The sequence below is a fragment of the Streptomyces sp. NPDC006516 genome, assembly GCF_040611875.1.
Taxonomy (GTDB): Bacteria; Actinomycetota; Actinomycetes; order Streptomycetales; family Streptomycetaceae; genus Streptomyces.
This window is the reverse complement of sequence record NZ_JBEXPD010000002.1, coordinates 882553-897895: the sequence shown is the minus strand read 5'-3', so window position 1 is coordinate 897895 and position 15343 is coordinate 882553. Positions and strand designations below refer to the sequence as shown.

At 71.0% G+C, this 15343-nt stretch carries 16 protein-coding genes; 6 read left to right on the top strand and 10 right to left on the bottom strand.

Annotated features, from left to right (window positions below; translation table 11 throughout):
* Nucleotides 1-30: 30 nt before the first annotated feature.
* A complete protein-coding gene (locus tag ABZY45_RS10265) occupies nucleotides 31-1491 on the top strand; it encodes a zinc-dependent metalloprotease (protein WP_356738082.1) in 1461 nt (486 codons plus the stop codon).
* Complete coding sequence (locus ABZY45_RS10260; RefSeq protein ID WP_356738080.1) at nucleotides 1488-2039, top strand: NUDIX hydrolase; 552 nt, start codon at nucleotides 1488-1490, stop codon at nucleotides 2037-2039. Before ABZY45_RS10265 ends, ABZY45_RS10260 begins: the two co-directional genes overlap by 4 nt.
* An 86-nt stretch (nucleotides 2040-2125) precedes the next feature.
* On the opposite strand, the gene ABZY45_RS10255 is transcribed toward ABZY45_RS10260, so the two are convergent.
* The 4 genes from ABZY45_RS10255 to ABZY45_RS10240 all read right to left on the bottom strand — a co-directional run bounded on the left by ABZY45_RS10255 (nucleotide 2126) and on the right by ABZY45_RS10240 (nucleotide 5937).
* Nucleotides 2126-2881 (bottom strand): AIM24 family protein, encoded by a 756-nt coding sequence (locus ABZY45_RS10255; RefSeq protein WP_356738078.1) that lies wholly within the window; start codon nucleotides 2879-2881, stop codon nucleotides 2126-2128.
* Nucleotides 2882-2898: 17 nt separating this feature from the next.
* Nucleotides 2899-3579 (bottom strand): AIM24 family protein, encoded by a 681-nt coding sequence (locus ABZY45_RS10250; protein ID WP_356738076.1) that lies wholly within the window; start codon nucleotides 3577-3579, stop codon nucleotides 2899-2901.
* 11 nt (nucleotides 3580-3590) lie between these two features.
* Complete coding sequence (locus tag ABZY45_RS10245; RefSeq protein ID WP_356738074.1) at nucleotides 3591-5207, bottom strand: TerD family protein; 1617 nt, start codon at nucleotides 5205-5207, stop codon at nucleotides 3591-3593.
* 106 nt (nucleotides 5208-5313) lie between these two features.
* Nucleotides 5314-5937 (bottom strand): M48 family metallopeptidase, encoded by a 624-nt coding sequence (locus ABZY45_RS10240; protein ID WP_356738072.1) that lies wholly within the window; start codon nucleotides 5935-5937, stop codon nucleotides 5314-5316.
* Nucleotides 5938-6118: 181 nt separating this feature from the next.
* On the opposite strand from ABZY45_RS10240, the gene ABZY45_RS10235 reads away from it, so the two are divergent.
* Both ABZY45_RS10235 and ABZY45_RS10230 read left to right on the top strand, forming a co-directional pair.
* Nucleotides 6119-7264: a ThiF family adenylyltransferase gene (locus tag ABZY45_RS10235; protein ID WP_356738070.1), complete on the top strand. Its 1146-nt coding sequence runs from the start codon at nucleotides 6119-6121 to the stop codon at nucleotides 7262-7264.
* A gap of 63 nt (nucleotides 7265-7327) precedes the next feature.
* Nucleotides 7328-8815 (top strand): AarF/ABC1/UbiB kinase family protein, encoded by a 1488-nt coding sequence (locus tag ABZY45_RS10230; RefSeq protein WP_356738068.1) that lies wholly within the window; start codon nucleotides 7328-7330, stop codon nucleotides 8813-8815.
* A 231-nt stretch (nucleotides 8816-9046) separates the two neighbouring features.
* On the opposite strand, the gene ABZY45_RS10225 is transcribed toward ABZY45_RS10230, so the two are convergent.
* The 5 genes from ABZY45_RS10225 to ABZY45_RS10205 all read right to left on the bottom strand — a co-directional run bounded on the left by ABZY45_RS10225 (nucleotide 9047) and on the right by ABZY45_RS10205 (nucleotide 13017).
* Nucleotides 9047-9250: a hypothetical protein gene (locus ABZY45_RS10225; RefSeq protein WP_356738066.1), complete on the bottom strand. Its 204-nt coding sequence runs from the start codon at nucleotides 9248-9250 to the stop codon at nucleotides 9047-9049.
* A gap of 152 nt (nucleotides 9251-9402) precedes the next feature.
* A complete protein-coding gene (locus ABZY45_RS10220; RefSeq protein WP_145803387.1) occupies nucleotides 9403-9762 on the bottom strand; it encodes a hypothetical protein in 360 nt (119 codons plus the stop codon).
* Complete coding sequence (locus ABZY45_RS10215; RefSeq protein WP_033298139.1) at nucleotides 9759-10127, bottom strand: WhiB family transcriptional regulator; 369 nt, start codon at nucleotides 10125-10127, stop codon at nucleotides 9759-9761. Before ABZY45_RS10215 ends, ABZY45_RS10220 begins: the two co-directional genes overlap by 4 nt.
* Nucleotides 10128-10297: 170 nt before the next feature.
* Complete coding sequence (locus ABZY45_RS10210; protein ID WP_356738063.1) at nucleotides 10298-10621, bottom strand: hypothetical protein; 324 nt, start codon at nucleotides 10619-10621, stop codon at nucleotides 10298-10300.
* 167 nt (nucleotides 10622-10788) lie between these two features.
* Entirely contained in the window at nucleotides 10789-13017 is a 2229-nt protein-coding gene (locus tag ABZY45_RS10205; protein ID WP_356738061.1) for an ATP-dependent DNA helicase UvrD2, read from the bottom strand.
* 184 nt (nucleotides 13018-13201) lie between these two features.
* Here ABZY45_RS10205 and ABZY45_RS10200 point away from each other — a divergent pair, with 184 nt between their 5' ends.
* Nucleotides 13202-13459 carry a mycoredoxin gene (locus ABZY45_RS10200; RefSeq protein WP_356738059.1) on the top strand — a complete coding sequence of 86 codons (258 nt, stop codon included), beginning with the start codon at nucleotides 13202-13204 and terminating at the stop codon, nucleotides 13457-13459.
* Nucleotides 13460-13714: 255 nt separating this feature from the next.
* A complete protein-coding gene (locus ABZY45_RS10195; RefSeq protein WP_356738057.1) occupies nucleotides 13715-14266 on the top strand; it encodes a GNAT family N-acetyltransferase in 552 nt (183 codons plus the stop codon).
* A gap of 117 nt (nucleotides 14267-14383) precedes the next feature.
* Here the strand turns inward: ABZY45_RS10195 and nudC are convergent, their stop codons facing one another.
* Nucleotides 14384-15331, bottom strand: a complete 948-nt coding sequence (nudC, locus tag ABZY45_RS10190) for an NAD(+) diphosphatase (RefSeq protein WP_356738055.1) — start codon at nucleotides 15329-15331, stop codon at nucleotides 14384-14386.
* Nucleotides 15332-15343: the final 12 nt, after the last annotated feature.

Below are 15343 nucleotides of genomic sequence, written 5' to 3'. Positions count from 1 at the left end.
AGCCGGCGGCCCTACGAGCCGAGGAAACCCGTGAGTGACACCCCATTCGGATTCGGCCTTCCGCCGGAGGAGCCGGAAGACGGCGACGAGGGCAAGAAGAAGGACCCCACCGGTGGTGGGCAGGGCTCGGGCGGGCCGGCGAACCCGTTCGGATTCGGGCCCGGCATGGGCGGGGACAACCCGTTCGCCGCGATGTTCGGCTCGATGAACCCGAACGACCTGGGCGCGGCCTTCCAGCAGCTCGGCCAGATGCTGAGTTACGAGGGCGGCCCGGTCAACTGGGACATGGCGAAGCAGATCGCCCGCCAGACGGTGTCGCAGGGCACCCCGGACGGCAGCAAGGACGCGAGCGTCGGCCCCTCGGAGCGGTCGTCCGTCGACGAGGCGCTGCGCCTCGCCGACCTGTGGCTGGACGGGGTGACGTCGCTGCCCTCCGGTTCCGTCTCGACGGTCGCGTGGAGCCGCGCCGAGTGGGTCGAGGCCTCGCTGCCCGCCTGGCAGCAGCTGGTGGACCCGGTGGCCGAGCGCGTCGGTCTGGCGATGGGCGACGTCCTGCCGGAGGAGATGCAGGCCATGGCGGGCCCGCTGATCGGCATGATGCGCTCGATGGGCGGTGCCATGTTCGGCCAGCAGATCGGGCAGGCCGTCGGCGTCCTCGCCGGCGAGGTCGTCGGCTCGACCGACATCGGCCTCCCGCTGGGACCGGCGGGCAAGGCCGCGCTGCTTCCGCTGAACATCGAGCGGTTCGGCAAGGACCTGAGCGTGCCGCAGGACGAGGTGCGGCTGTACCTCGCGCTGCGCGAGGCCGCCCACCAGCGGCTCTTCGCCCACGTCCCGTGGTTGCGCTCGCATCTCTTCGGCGCTGTCGAGGCCTATGCGCGCGGCATCAAGGTCGACACCAGCAAGCTCGAGGACGTCGTGGGTCAGTTCGACCCGTCGCAGCCCGAGCAGCTGCAGGACGCACTCCAGCAGGGCATGTTCCAGCCGGAGGACACCCCGGAGCAGAAGGCCTCGCTGGCCCGTCTGGAGACCGCTCTCGCCCTCGTCGAGGGCTGGGTCGACGCGGTGGTGCACGAGGCTGCGAAGTCCCGGCTGACCTCGGCGGACGCGCTGCGCGAGACGATGCGCCGGCGGCGGGCGACCGGCGGCCCCGCGGAGCAGACCTTCGCCACCCTGATCGGGCTCCAGCTGCGTCCGCGCCGCCTGCGGGACGCGTCCCGGCTGTGGGCCTCGCTCACGGACGCCCGAGGCGTCGACGGCCGAGACGACCTCTGGGAGCACCCGGACATGCTGCCGACGGCCCGGGACCTGGACGACCCGGACGGCTTCGTCCATCACGAGCAGCTCGACTTCTCGGAGCTGGACAAGATGCTGGGCGAGGCGGCGAAGGGCACACAGAAGCCTGCCGCCGAGGAGCGGAGCGAGGACGAGCCCGGGGACGAGCCCGGGGACGGGGCGAACGACGACGGCAAGGACGACTCCGGCCGGTGAGCCTCCATGACGACGCGGTCTCCGTACTCCAGGCCTACGACCTCACCGCCGCCGAGCCACAGCAGTCCCAGCTGCGGCTGACCTATCTGGACCATCTGGCGGGTCACCCCGACGGCATGTGGAAGGCGTGCGAAGCCGGTCATCTGACGGCCAGCGCCCTGGTGGTGGATCCGGAGCGCGGACGGGTCCTGCTGACCCTGCACCGGAAGCTCCGGATGTGGCTGCAGATGGGCGGGCACTGCGAGCCCGAGGACACCACCCTGGCCGGGGCGGCTCTGCGCGAGGCCACGGAGGAGTCGGGGATCACCGGGCTCACCCTGCTGCCAGGCGGGCCGGTCCGGCTGGACCGGCATCCCATCCCGGCGCCCTGCCACTGGCACCTCGACGTGCAGTACGCGGCCGTGGCGTCGGCCGGGGCCATGGAGCGGATCAGCGACGAGTCCCTGGATCTGCGCTGGTTCCCGTACGACGAGGTGGCGGACACCGCGGACGCCTCGGTGTCGCGGTTGCTGGAGAGCACCCGCGCACGCCTGGAGCAGCTCGCCTAGAACCGCACAGGGGCGGGTTCCACGGGTGTGTACCCGCGGGGCCCGCCCCTCGTCGCGTGTGCTCGCCTCTGCCGCGTACGGACGGCTCAGTTCCAGGCGTTGTTCTGGTTCTGGCTGCGGGCGCCGTGCTGGCCCACACCGAACTGGGCGGCGGCGCCCTGGCCGATCTGGGCGTTCTGCGGAGGCAGCACCTCGCTCGGCTGGACGAGGGCGAACCCCTGGCCCAGGAAGCTCAGCTCCCAGCCTTCGCCGGTGTTCCCGCGGCGGCGCATGACTCCCGACGAGTGGGTCTGGGCCTGCATCTGCACCCTGAGCCCGCTCGACCAGGCGACGATCGCGTCGGCGTCGGCGTTGACGTACTTGTCCGGCGTGACCTGCATCATCAGCGGCTGGCCGGAGGTCATGAGCGCGACCTTGCCGTTCCCGGTGATGTTGAGCTGGTACTTGCCGGTGCCGGAGATGCCGTACTGGCTGTCCACCGCGATGACCTCGGTGTGCAGCGAGGAGTCCAGGGCCAGTACGTAGGCGCTGTCCACCGTCATGCCCTCGTGGTCGACATCGACGAGGTGGATGTACTGGGCGAGGTTGGCCAGGTAGACCGTGCCCTGGCCCGAGCAGCGCATGAGGTCGAGGCCCTCGCCCGTGTTCCTGCGGGCACGGCGCTGGCTCTGCGACTGGTACTCCCCGTCGAACTCCATGAGCCCCTGGTAGGCGACCATGGCGCCCTTACGGGCGAGGACGTCGTCGTGACCGGTCAGCGAGACCCGCAGGAGCTGCGGGTTCTGGACGGTGTAGCGGTCCTGGGACTGCTGTTCGGTGTGGCTGAAAAGCGGACTCTGCATGATGTGTTCTCCCCCGCTCAGTGCCGGATCCGCAGGCGGTCCGTACTGTCCTCGCTCGGCTGGACGACGACGATGCCCTGGCCGGAGAAGGCCATCTGGTAGGCCTCCCCGCTGCCCCGCCCGATGAGCGAGCTCGCCTTGAAACTGCGCTTGCCCTTCACCTTGAGGTTCGGGGACCAGGCGACGAGGGCGTCGGGGTCGACGTACGTCTCGTCCTCGCCCCGGCCGCAGTCGACGACGATCGGCGTGCCGCGCGAGGTGATGGCGACCCATCCCGTGCCCTGGATGCCGACGTTCCACAGGCCCTGGCCGGCGAACTTGGCCAGCCCCTTGACGCGCTCCACACCCCAGGAGAGGTGGCCGTCGAAGGCCAGGAGGTTGGTGCCGTTGACCGAGAGGGCGTCGTTGTCAAGGTTGATGACGACCACGTCGGCGCCGTAGTCGGCGAGGTAGAGCAGCCCGTCACCCGCACACTTCATCAGGGGAGCGCCCTCGCCGGAGATCCACTGGGAGGCGATCTGGCGGACGGCGGGCGGGTTGGGTTCGTACTGGATGAAGCCCTCGTAGGCGACCATCGAGCCGGTACGTGCGTAGAGGTCCTGGCCGGTGGCCATGGCGACCTTGAGCATCGTGCGGCCGTGGTTCTCCATGCGGGCCGTGACGGGGGTCGGGGCGAAGCCCGCGAGTTGCTGATTCATGACGGGCTCCCTCAGACCTCGTACGGCTGGACGACGATGAAGTTCCCGGGCGCTCCCCGGAACTGGAGATTCACGGTCTCCCCGCTGTGGCCCGGGTACGCGTTGCGGCGCAGCCGGACCTGGCTGGAGAGGATCACCTGGGACGCGGACGACCAGGCCACGACGGCGTTGCAGTCCGCGAAGGTGGTCGGGGTGACCGGCAGGACCACCGGGACGCCGTGGGTCTTGATGACGACCGTGCCGGTGCCCTGGAACTGCATGGTGAACAGGGCGCCGCCGGGGATGCCGTGCCCCTCGATCCTGCGGACCTCGTACTGCAGGGACTCGTCGAAGGCGAGGACGCTCTCCGCGGAGACGCAGATCCCGTCGCCCTGCAGCTCGATGGGGTGCAGATGCGAGCCTTCCTCGGCCAGGAAGACCTGCCCGCGGCCGGTGCAGCGCATCAGCTGCATCTCCTGGCCCGTCGCGTTGCCGACCATGCGGCCCGAGAAACCGGCGCCCTTGTACCCGAAGTCGACCTTGCCCTGGTACATCACCATGCTGCCCTGGCGGGCCAGGACGGGCGTACCGCCCATCGTCAGATCGACGCGCATGAGCTGCTGGTTCTGCGAGGTCCAGCGCTGCCCGGTCGGCGCCTCCTTGTAAGGCTGCAGGGCTGCCTGGAGCCCGGCGCCACCCGGCGGGAGGCCCTGGGGCACCCCCTGCTGCATGCCGGGGGGCTGCTGCCCGAACGGCGCGGGGGGCTGCTGGCCGAACGGGGGTGCGGACGGTGGCTGCTGCCCGTACGGCGGGGCCTGCGGCGGCTGCTGCCCGTACGGCGGGGCCTGCGGCGGCGAGACCTGGCCCGGGACCTGCCCGAACTGGGGCTGCTGGGGCGGCTGTCCGTACGGAGCGGGCGCCGGCGGCGTGACAGGGGCCGCGATGGTGGGGGCGGCATGCATCGGCTGCGGCGCGGGAGCCGGAGCCGCAGGGGCTCCGAACGCCGGGGCGGGCTGCGGTGCCTGGGGGGCGGCAGGCGCTCCGAACGCGGGAGGTGCCGTGGCCTGGGCGGGCGGGGCGAACCCCGGGGCGGCGCCCTGCGGCTCGGGGGCGGGAGCCTCCTCGGCGACCTCTCCTCCGAAGTTCTTGAGCAGCGCGTCGAGTCCGCCGTCGAAGCCCTGGCCGACGGCGGCGAACCGCCAGACGTCCTTCAGGTAGAAGTCTCCGAGCATGACCGCGCGCTCGGTCGTGAACTCCGAACCGGTGAAGGCGTACCTCACCACTTCTTCTCCGCCGGCGACGATCCGGATGTATCCGGGGCCCACCTGCGACATCTGTCCGGCGCCGTCGAGTGTGGCGGTGAAGGACAGCTTGTGGATGTTCGCGGGAATACGGTCGAGGGTGACGCGGAAGGACTCGGTGTCACCGGCCTGGGCGCCGAGAAGCTGAATGGACTCCTCGGGCGATGTGGGCTGGTTGAAGAAGATGAAATACCGGTCGTCCGAGAGCTGCTCATTGGCATCGAGGCCGAAGCAGCTGATGTCGAACGTCAGGCCTGGGCCCGCGATCTGCACACCTACGTACAGATCCGTCCCTGGCGTGAGATCACTGATCTTGGCCTTGTGGCCGCGCTGGAATTCCCTGGCCATGCGTAACGACCGTCCCCCATCCCGAAGGTGAATGCGTTGCGTCAGGCTAACCGCAAACCACGAGATCGAGCCAAGCCGGTACAGACCCGGTACAGAATCGGCGAGGTCACTCTTCGCGTGCGGCGGGCAGATGCGGGAGCCGCTCGGCCGCCACGACTCCTTCGAGATAACCGCGGGCACGCTCGGTACGCGCGTACGACTCCAGCAGTCGCCAGAAGCGTGGACCGTGCCCGGGAACCAGCAGGTGGGCCAGCTCGTGGAGGAGTACGTAGTCGATGACGTACTCCGGCATGCCCTGCAGCCGGTGCGAGAGACGAATGCTTCCCTCGGCCGGGGTGCATGAGCCCCAGCGGGTGTTCTGATTGGTCACCCAGCGCACCGAGGCGGGGCGTGCCCGGCCGTCCAGATACTGGCCGGAGAGCCGCTCGGCACGCTCGGCGAGCTCACTGTCGCCGATGACGCGCTTGCTCTCCTGAGCGGCGAGCTTGTCGAGCATCACACCGATCCAGCGCTGCTCCTCGGCTTCCGACATCCGGGCGGGGATGAGCACGATGGTGCGGTCACCCTCCCGGTACGCGGAGACCGTTCTCCTGCGCCGGGAACTCCTGCGGACCTCGACCGCGCTCGACAGCGATGCGCGGGGCTGTTGGGTGGCGGCGCGGCGCGGCTGGCGTTCGGCGCTGCGCGCGGGGGTCTCCCCGGCGAGACCGGGAGAGAGGTCGGCGGGCACGGCACGACGTTACCCGTTGCCGACGGGGGAAGTCCCGCCTCCGCCACTGTTCGATGTTGATCCACTTCCCGGGTCGCGCCATTTGAACGACTAATACCCCAGCCTGTGGATAACTTTCGGCCCGTTTCGCCGCCACGTTGCATTCTGGCAACGGATCCCCACACCGAACCCTGGAGAAGTCATGCATCCGATGCTGAAGCCGGCCCTGCGCCGGGCCTGGCGTGGACGGAACACCGTGCAATTCGGTGTGACGCCCGCCCACGCGGTAACGCTCGGCCCGGTGGATATCGCCACGGGAAGCTTTCTGGAACTGCTCGACGGAACACGAGGACTGCCTCTGCTCCGCGAAGAGGCCAGAGCTCTCGATCTGTCGGACCGTCATGTGGACATTCTCGTGTCGCGGCTCACGGAGGCGGGTCTGCTGGATGATCCGGACGCGGGCGGGGCGGAGGCCGACGCCTTACGCCGACGGGCCGAGACCCTCGATCGCCAGCGCCCCGACGCGGCAGCCCTGTCCGTCGTCCACCCTGCACCCGGAGGCGCGCTGCGCACCCTGGCGGCGCGGCGCGCGATGCGGGTCCAGGTGCGGGGCGCGGGCAGGGTGGGTGCGGCGGTCGCCGCTCTGCTGGCCGGTTCGGGGGTGGGGCACATCGAGGTGCTCGACGGGGGCCGTACCGAGCCGGGCGACGTCGCACCGGGCGGGCTGCCGGCCTCATCGGTCGGTGAGCGCAGGGACACGGCCGCCCGGCAGCTGGTCCGCCGGTCCGCGGTCGGCGGCCCCGCGCGGGCGGGAGGACCGGAGGCGGTGCGGGCGGGTGGCGAGCCCGCGCTGTCCCTCGTCGTCGTGGCGCCCAGGGACGGCCTCTCGGTCTACGCCCCGGATCCCGGTACGGCTGCGCCGTGGATCAAGTCGGGAACACCGCATCTCTATGCCGGGGTGATCGAAGCCACGGGAGTGGTCGGGCCGTTGGTGCTGCCCGGAGGCACCGGCTGCGCGGGCTGCCTGGCACTGCACCGAGCGGGATCGGACCCGCAGTGGCCGCGGATGATGGCCCAGTGGAAGTCAGGGCGGCGTCACGGCGTGCAGGCCTGCGACCTGGCGCTGGCGACCGCGGTCGCCGGTCTCGCGGCCGCTCACGCGCTGTCCTTTCTCGACGGTGAGCTGCCTGCCAGCACCGGGGCACGGTGGGAGGCCGCCATGCCGCTGCTGGACTGGCGGTCGGATCGGCTGGAGCCCCACCCCGACTGCGCCTGCGGTGCCGCCGGGCACACTGAGGGGGAGCTCACCTCCGCGGCCGGTGCTGCGCAGGACACAATGACGGGGTGACCGTCGCCGACGGCGGGGACCCGGTACTCACGCGGCACGGCAGTCTGGGAACTGGAGGGGCACATGTCTGATCTTCCCCGGAAGGCGGTCACCCGTACCGCGAAGCTGGCAGCGCTGCCGCTCGGCTTCGCCGGCCGTGCGACATGGGGCCTGGGCAAGCGGATCGGCGGGAAGTCCGCGGAGATCGTGGCCCGGGAGGTCCAGCAGCGGACGGCCGATCAGCTCTTCAAGGTCCTGGGTGAGTTGAAGGGGGGCGCGATGAAGCTGGGGCAGGCGCTGTCCGTCTTCGAGTCCGCGCTCCCCGAGGACGTGGCAGGCCCCTACCGGGCGGCGTTGACCAAGCTGCAGGAGGCAGCACCGCCGATGCCGACGCACACCGTCCACGCTGTACTCGCCGAGCGGCTGGGTGAGGACTGGCGAGAGCTGTTCACGGAGTTCGAGGACCGCCCTTCGGCGGCGGCCTCGATCGGGCAGGTCCATCGAGCCGTGTGGCACGACGGACGGGATGTCGCGGTGAAGGTGCAGTATCCGGGCGCGGGTGAAGCACTTCTCTCGGATCTCACCCAGCTCAGCCGCTTCGCGCGGCTGTTCGGCCCGCTGGTGCCGGGGATGGACATCAAGCCGCTCATCACCGAGATGCGGAACAGGGTCTCCGAGGAGCTGGACTACGAACTGGAGGCGCGGGCCCAGCGGGAACACGCGGCGGAGTTCGAGAACGATCCGGATGTGGTGATCCCCGGAGTGGTGCACCAGAGCGAACAGGTGCTGGTGACGGAGTGGATGGAGGGCATACCTCTGTCGTTGGTCATCGCCGAGGGCACACCGGAACAACGCGACCGGGCAGGACAGTTGCTGGCGCGCTTCCTGTTCTCGGGCCCCGCCCGCACCGGCCTGCTGCACGCCGACCCGCATCCGGGAAACTTCCGGCTGCTTCCTCCGGCGGAAGCGGCCGTCTCCGAGACCGACGCCGACGGCGCGGACATGGGCAGTGCGGGCGAGGGCGGTGCAGGAGCGGGTGAGCTCGGCGGGGGTGCTGAGCAGTGGCGCCTGGGGGTGCTGGACTTCGGCACGGTGGACCGGCTCCCCGGCGGGCTGCCGCAGACCATCGGTGATGCTCTGCGGATGGCGCTGGAGGGTGACGCGGACGGTGTCTACGCGATGCTCCGCGAGGACGGCTTCGTCAAGGAGTCGATCGAGCTCGAAGCGGACGCCGTGCTCGAATACCTCCTCCCGATCATCGAGCCGGCCCAGGTCGAGGAGTTCACCTTCTCCCGCTCCTGGTTGCGCAGCCAGGCCGCCCGGATAGCCGATCCGCGCTCCCCCGCGCACCAGTTGGGCAAGCAGTTGAATCTCCCCCCTTCCTATCTGCTGATACATCGCGTCACGCTCAGCACGATCGGCGTTTTGTGCCAACTGGGCGCGACCGTCCGGCTCCGGGACGAACTGGAGTCCTGGCTGCCGGGGTTCCTGGCGTACGCGCCCGACGGGGAGGACAACTCCGAGGACAGCACCGAGGAGTGGGGCGAGGAGAGCACGGCCGTGGAGGCGTGAGCAGACGCGGCAGCCCGAGCGCTGGGCCAGGCTCGGCGCTCGACGCGGGGCCTGGCTCGGCGCTCGCGTGGCCAGGCGCGGGCGGCGGAGGCACAACGAGGCGCGGCAGCCCGAGCGCGAGACCAGGCCCCGCCGCGTACGGTGCCGGGCGAGCGCGGGCGGTCCCGGACCCGCATGTCACCACGGCCGCGCCCGGCGCCGGCCCAGCGCAGGCGGGTCCGGGCCCGCGTGTCACCACCAGTCGGAGTCGAGCCGGCTCTCGATCGCCCTGATGTGGGCGCGCGCGCACGCCTCGCAGAAGTACTGGCGCGTGCCGTTCTCCACGGAGCAGAGCCAGGTCGGCGGCGGACCGTCGCCGTCCGCGGTGGTGCCGCAGCGCGCGCATCGCACACGGTCGGCGGCAGGCTCGGCGGGCTGACGGGTCTCCTCGTCCACCTCGCGACGATAACGCCGTGGTCCGGGTGGGGCGTGGTGAAACGCACCGCGGGGCCGGCCTGTTCGGGCCGGCCCCGCGGAAGGGGAGGTGGCTGCATCGAGGGCGGAGCGGTTGCCCGGCAGCCGTGTCGCGTCGTTCTACGGTGCGGCTGTCAGTGCATGACAGCCATGGCGAGCGCCCGGCGGGCGCGCATCGAGGCGCGCTCCGCACGGCGCTGCATCCGCCGAGCGGCGACCAGGCGCACGGCCTGGCGTCCCTGCTCGGCTTCCCTCAGGCGCTCGTGCATATGCGCACGCGCCAGGGCTTCTGGGATGAGTTGCATCTCGCGGGTCCTGTTCTGGCGCGAGTCGTTCGCGCCGATGATGGTGACGTCAGGGGTGGCGGAGCCGACGGGCTCCCTCGTGGGGGTGGTCATTGGTGCCTGATTTCGGGGGTCATGGGTGTGGGGACGGTCGATGGTTCCGATGCGCTTCGTTCGTGTGGGGGACATGACCCCCAGGCCGGCGGTCACGCGGCGACCGGGTTCTTGCGCGGACGGCCACGAGGACGCTTGCGGGCGACGACGACGCCCTGGACGAACAGTTCGCCACCCCAGACGCCCCACGGCTCGCGACGCTCTTTGGCTCCGGCGAGGCAGGCCTCGACGAGCGGACAGGTCCGGCAGAGGGACTTGGCGTACTCGACGTCCGCCGGCGACTCGGCGAAGAAGACCTCCGGGTCGTAGGAGCGGCAGGGGACGGGTACGCCGAGGTTCTCGATGGCGTCGTCGAGCGCGGTGAGCGCGGTGAGGGGGATCAAGGTGGAGTCCTCCGTGAGGCCGGGCGGGGAGATCGTGTCGGAAGGCGGTACGGACGGGGCGTGCGTCTCGAGTTGCACGGTGGCGTTGTCCTCGTCTGGTCGTGCCGGCCTGTTGGCCGGTTGGCGGCTGGTACCAGGTCCTGCTGTCCCGAGGCTCCTTCGTCTCGTCTCATCCGTTCGGACAAAACAAAAGGGCCGCGGATCCCGAGTGGGGTTCCGCGGCCCTGAAGGCGCCGGCCTGATTCACATCAGGCTGGATCACTCCAGGGTTCAGGCCCACGGAAGGCCCACATCGTGTGGTGCTGCGTCGTCTGCTTCTTGGCTCCGGCACCGGCTGCCGCAAAGGCATAGGCCGCGGCCTGTCCCTTCGCTACTGCTGCTTCCGGTGCCTCGGTCGGTCGCTCATTGCGCTCCCGCACGGGCAGGATCGCCAGGGACAGCGGGCGGGCGGCGGAGACGCCGGACGCACTGATGCCACGGAGCGAGAGCGCGGAAGAACGGGTGAGGCCGAGCGAGCAGGCGGAGACGACCGACGGATCGGTCATTTTGATGGTGTTGATGATGCTGATCACGACAATCGCCTCCTCTCGGCGTCTCAGGGGACCGGCCGGGGCCGATCCTGCGGTATTCGGATAAGTACAGCACGGAGTCAGGGCTTCAGAGAAGTCGCTGTTCCCGTGGTTAAGAACCTATGGTGACGACTGCTGCGCGCGCAAACTATTTTCTGGACGAGTTTTTCTCACACCCCGTCGCCGTCCTCCCAGGACTCCGTACCCGGGGCCCGGCCTGCGCAGATGGCCAGCACGTCGGTGCCGAACCTGGTCAGCTTCCGGTTGCCGACACCGGCGATGACGACGAGCTCGCCCTCACTGTCCGGCGCCGCCTCCGCGATGGCCATCAAGGTCTTGTCCGTGAAGACGCAGTAGGCGGGCTGGCTGATCCGCTTCGCCGTGTCGGCACGCCACTCGCGCAGCCGCTCGTAGAGCGCCTCGTCCATGTCCGACGGGCAGTCCTCGCAGCGCATCAGCTTCATCTCACCGGCGTCGGTGAGTGTCCTGCCGCAGACGCGGCACCGCACCGGCCCTCGCCGCCCGGGCCGGGCCAGAGGCTCCGCGCCCGTGGGTCCCGGTCCGGTCCCTGTGCGGGAACCCCGGTCGATGCCGCCGCCCCCTCCGGCGCCGGCCCGTGCCCCCGGCGCCGCGGAGCCGGGCCGCAGGCCGTTCAGGAACCGGGTCGGGCGACGGCCCCCGCGCCCGCCGGGCGACCGGGACACCGCCCAGGACAGGGAGAGGTGGAAGCGGGCGCGGGTGACCCCGACGTACAGCAGTCGGCGCTCCTCCTCGACCTGCTCGTCGGTCTTGGCGTAGGCGATCGGCATCATGCCCTCGGTGAGACCGACGAGGAACGTCGCGTCCCATTCCAGCCCCTTCGCCGAGTGCAGCGACGCCAGGGTGACGCCCTGGACGGTGGGTGCGTGCTGGGCGGCGGCCCGCTCGTCGAGCTCCGCCACGAGATCCGAGAGGGTGGCGCCCGGCCGGGCCTGTTCGAAGTCCTCGGCCAGCCGGACGAGTGCGGCGAGCGACTCCCAGCGGTCCCGCACCGCCCCCGAACCCGCCGGCGGCTTGGAACTCCACCCCTTGGTGGAGAGCACCGCCCGCACCTCGGAGGGCAGGTCGTCGGCACCGTCGAGCAGTGAGTCGTTGCCGCCCGCGCGGGCGGCGCCGCGCAGGGCGACCCCCGCCTCCCGCACCTCGGGGCGGTCGAAGAAGCGCTCGGCGCCGCGCAGCTGGTAGGGCACACCGGCGTCCGCGAGCGCCTGCTCGTAGACCTCGGACTGGGAGTTGACCCGGTAGAGCACGGCGATCTCTCCGGCCGGGACGCCGGCGGCGATCAGATCGCGGATGCGGCGCGCGGTGCCCTCGGCCTCCGCGGGCTCGTCCGGGTACTCCGTGTAGACGGGTTCGGGACCCTTGTCCCGCTGGGAGACGAGCTCCAGCCGGTGCTCGGCCGCCTTGCCCCTGGCCTGGCTCAGCAGACCGTTGGCCAGATGGACGACCTGCGGCGTCGAGCGGTAGTCCCGCACCAGCTTGACCACGGTCGCGTTCGGATGCCGCGTGCGGAAGTTCAGCAGGTGGTCGGGGGTGGCGCCGGTGAAGGAGTAGATCGTCTGGCCCGCGTCACCGACGACGCAGAGGTCGTCCCGGTCCCCGAGCCAGAGATCGAGGAGCCGCTGCTGGAGCGGGCTGACGTCCTGGTACTCGTCGACGACGAAGTGCTGGTACTGACGGCGCACGTGCTCGGCGATGTCGTGACGGTCCTGGAGGATGCCGACGGTGAGCAGCAGCACGTCCTCGAAGTCGATCACCCCCCTGTCCCGCTTCATCTGCTCGTACATCGCGTAGATCTGCGAGAGCTCGGCCGGGTCGCGCGGGGCGTCGCGCTGCGTCTTCGCGACGGCGGCCGGATAGTCGGCCGGGACGGTCTGAGTGACCTTGGCCCACTCGATCTCGCTCGTGGCGTCCCGCAGTTCGTTGCGGTCCAGCCGGATCCCGCAGCGCGCCGCGGCCTCGGCGACCAGCTGGACCTTGCGCTCCACCAGCCGCGGGAGCTCGCCACCGACTGCTTTCGGCCAGAAGTACTGGAGCTGACGCAGCGCGGCGGAGTGGAAGGTGCGGGCCTGCACACCCGTCGCGCCGAGCTGGCGGAGCCGCCCCCGCATCTCACCAGCGGCACGGTTGGTGAAGGTGACGGCGAGCACGGTCGTCGGCTGGAGGATGCCGGCACGCACCCCGTAGGCGATGCGGTGCGTGATCGCCCGCGTCTTGCCCGTCCCGGCTCCGGCCAGCACGCACACGGGTCCTCCGAGGGCCAGCGCGACCTCGCGCTGCTCCGGGTCGAGCCCGTCGAGCACGGCGTCCGCGGAGTCGGGGACCTGTGGGAAGAGGGTGGAATGCGTTGCTGCTGTCACCCCGCCATGCTGCCAGGTCGCGCGGGGCCGGTGCGGCGGTTGTCCACAGGGCCCGGCGTTTGTCGTACCGGTGGCGGGCGGGAATGGCGCTCGCCCCACGTGCGTTGGCTCAGTGCGGGAAGGTACGTACGCGTGCTGTCCCGACTTCCCAGTGAGACGTACGAGACAAGGGAGCACCGACGACATGCCGGGCACTGTGACGATGTACAGCACCACATGGTGCGGCTACTGCCGCCGGCTCAAGGGCCAGATGGACCGCGAGGGCATCGCGTACACCGAGGTCAACATCGAGCAGGACCCGGCTTCGGCGGCGTTCGTCGAGAAGGCGAACGGCGGAAACCAGACGGTTCCCACTGTCCAGGTGGTCCCCTCCGGCGGTGGCGCCGAGGTCGTGATGACCAACCCCAGCCTCGCCCAGGTGAAGCAGGCGCTCGGCGTCTGAATCCCCGCCACGCGCCATCCCGCCGCGTCCTCGCGGCACACGACCCCTGACCGGCCCGGAGCCGGTCAGGGGTTCTGCGTCTCCAGGGCTGCGCACATGTGCCCGGCACCGGGTACGCGAGTGCCCGGTCCCGCCGGCACGACCGGTACGCGCTTGCCCCGGTCCCGCTCGCACGGTGGATAGGATCCGGGAGGTCCGGCGCCCCGCGGGAGCGGCGAGCGTTGCGCGCGACCGTTCGCAGGGGGCACGGATGACATGGCACGGACCGTCGCGACGGAACTCATGCGCGGACCGGCCGCAGCGCAGGCCGAGGACGCGTTCAGGCTGATCTACGCCGAAGCGTTCGCCGAGCATCCCTACGACGAGACCGAGGACGATGTAGCCGCGGCTTTCCGCCGCTTTCCACTCCAGGTCCGCAGACCCACCTTCCGCGCGGCCTCCGCCCGTACCGGCGACGGCGAGCCGGTCGGCATGGCGTACGGCCACACCCTCGGCGCCGACACGGGCTGGTGGGACGAACTGACCGTGCCCGTGCCCGACGACGTACGACGCGAGGACGGGCAGCGCGCCTTCGGGCTCATGGAACTCGCGGTTCGCCGAGCGTGGCGCGGACAGGGTGTCGCGCGGCGTCTGCACGAGACGCTGCTCGACGGCCTCGCGGCCGAGCGGGTGCTGCTGAACGTCCACCCGGGCAGCGAGGCGGCGTCGGCCGCCTATCGGGCCTGGGGATACCGCAAGATCGGCGAGGCACGGCCATGGGGCGGGAGCGCGGACCTCCATGACGTGATGCTGCTCGACCTGCGCTGAGAACCGCACGTGGGCACCGGCGTACGGAGGCGGCGGCACCCGCGTGCGGAGCGGTCGCGGCGAGCCGATGCCCTCGTCGCCGTACCGGGGTACTCGCCGCCGTGTCCGGGGTGGTTCTCAGCCGGTGCTGCCCGGCCGGGGGAGCGGCTTGCCGTACCAGAGCTCGATCAGGCGTGCGGCGATGGAGACGCCGAACGGGGGGAGCACCTCGCCCGACTCGAAGGCGTTCGTCAGCTCTTCACGGGAGAACCAGCGGGCCTCCTCGATCTCCTCGCCGTCCACGTTGATCTCCGAGGACGTGGCCCGGGCCATGAAGCCCAGCATCAGGCTGGAGGGGAACGGCCAGGGCTGGCTGGCGACGTACTCGACCTCGCCCACGGTCACCCCAGCCTCCTCGAACACCTCACGCGCCACGGACTGCTCGATCGACTCCCCCGGCTCGACGAAGCCGGCGAGCGTCGAGAAGCGGCCCTCGGGCCAGTGGACCTGGCGGCCCAGCAGCGCACGGTCCTGGTCGTCGGTGACGAGCATGATCACCGCGGGGTCGGTCCGGGGGTAGTGCTCCGCCCCGCAGGCCTGGCAGCGGCGGATGTGGCCGGCGGCGGCGATCACGGTGCGCTCGCCGCAGCGCGAGCAGAAGCGGTGCAGCCGCTGCCAGTTCTCCAGGGCGACGGCGTGCACCATCAGTCCGGCGTCACGCGGGCCGAGGAGCATGCCCGCCTCGCGCAGCCCGGCGGCGCGCGCGGACTGGTCCATGCGGCCCGGCAGGGAGTCCTTCTGCAGCGCGAAATAGCGGACGCCGTCCGCGTCCGTGCCCAGGAAGTAGCGGTGGGTCTCGGTGAGCGGCGCCTCGAAGGAGGGCGTCATGACGAGCTCGGTGCCGCCGTCGGGGGTGTCGTCGATGAGGGCCTGGCCTCCGGAGACGACGAAGACCCTGGTCGTCGGGTGGCTCCAGGCAGCGGCGAGCCAGGCCTCGTCGAGCCGGTGGTGCGCCGCGCGGTCGATACCGCTGGGTGCGGTGAGACCGATCGGACGGTCTGCGGTGGCGTTGTCGAAGGTGGTCACAGGTGCTTCCTA

What these genes read in the sequence shown, in the direction of transcription:
- ABZY45_RS10255 (WP_356738078.1), bottom strand. Translation starts at nt 2,881, where the DNA reads ATGCAGAGTCCGCTTTTCAGCCACACCGAACAGCAGTCCCAGGACCGC.
- ABZY45_RS10250 (WP_356738076.1), bottom strand. Translation starts at nt 3,579, where the DNA reads ATGAATCAGCAACTCGCGGGCTTCGCCCCGACCCCCGTCACGGCCCGC.
- ABZY45_RS10245 (WP_356738074.1), bottom strand. Translation starts at nt 5,207, where the DNA reads ATGGCCAGGGAATTCCAGCGCGGCCACAAGGCCAAGATCAGTGATCTC.
- ABZY45_RS10235 (WP_356738070.1), top strand. Translation starts at nt 6,119, where the DNA reads ATGCATCCGATGCTGAAGCCGGCCCTGCGCCGGGCCTGGCGTGGACGG.
- ABZY45_RS10230 (WP_356738068.1), top strand. Translation starts at nt 7,328, where the DNA reads ATGTCTGATCTTCCCCGGAAGGCGGTCACCCGTACCGCGAAGCTGGCA.
- ABZY45_RS10200 (WP_356738059.1), top strand. Translation starts at nt 13,202, where the DNA reads ATGCCGGGCACTGTGACGATGTACAGCACCACATGGTGCGGCTACTGC.
- ABZY45_RS10195 (WP_356738057.1), top strand. Translation starts at nt 13,715, where the DNA reads ATGGCACGGACCGTCGCGACGGAACTCATGCGCGGACCGGCCGCAGCG.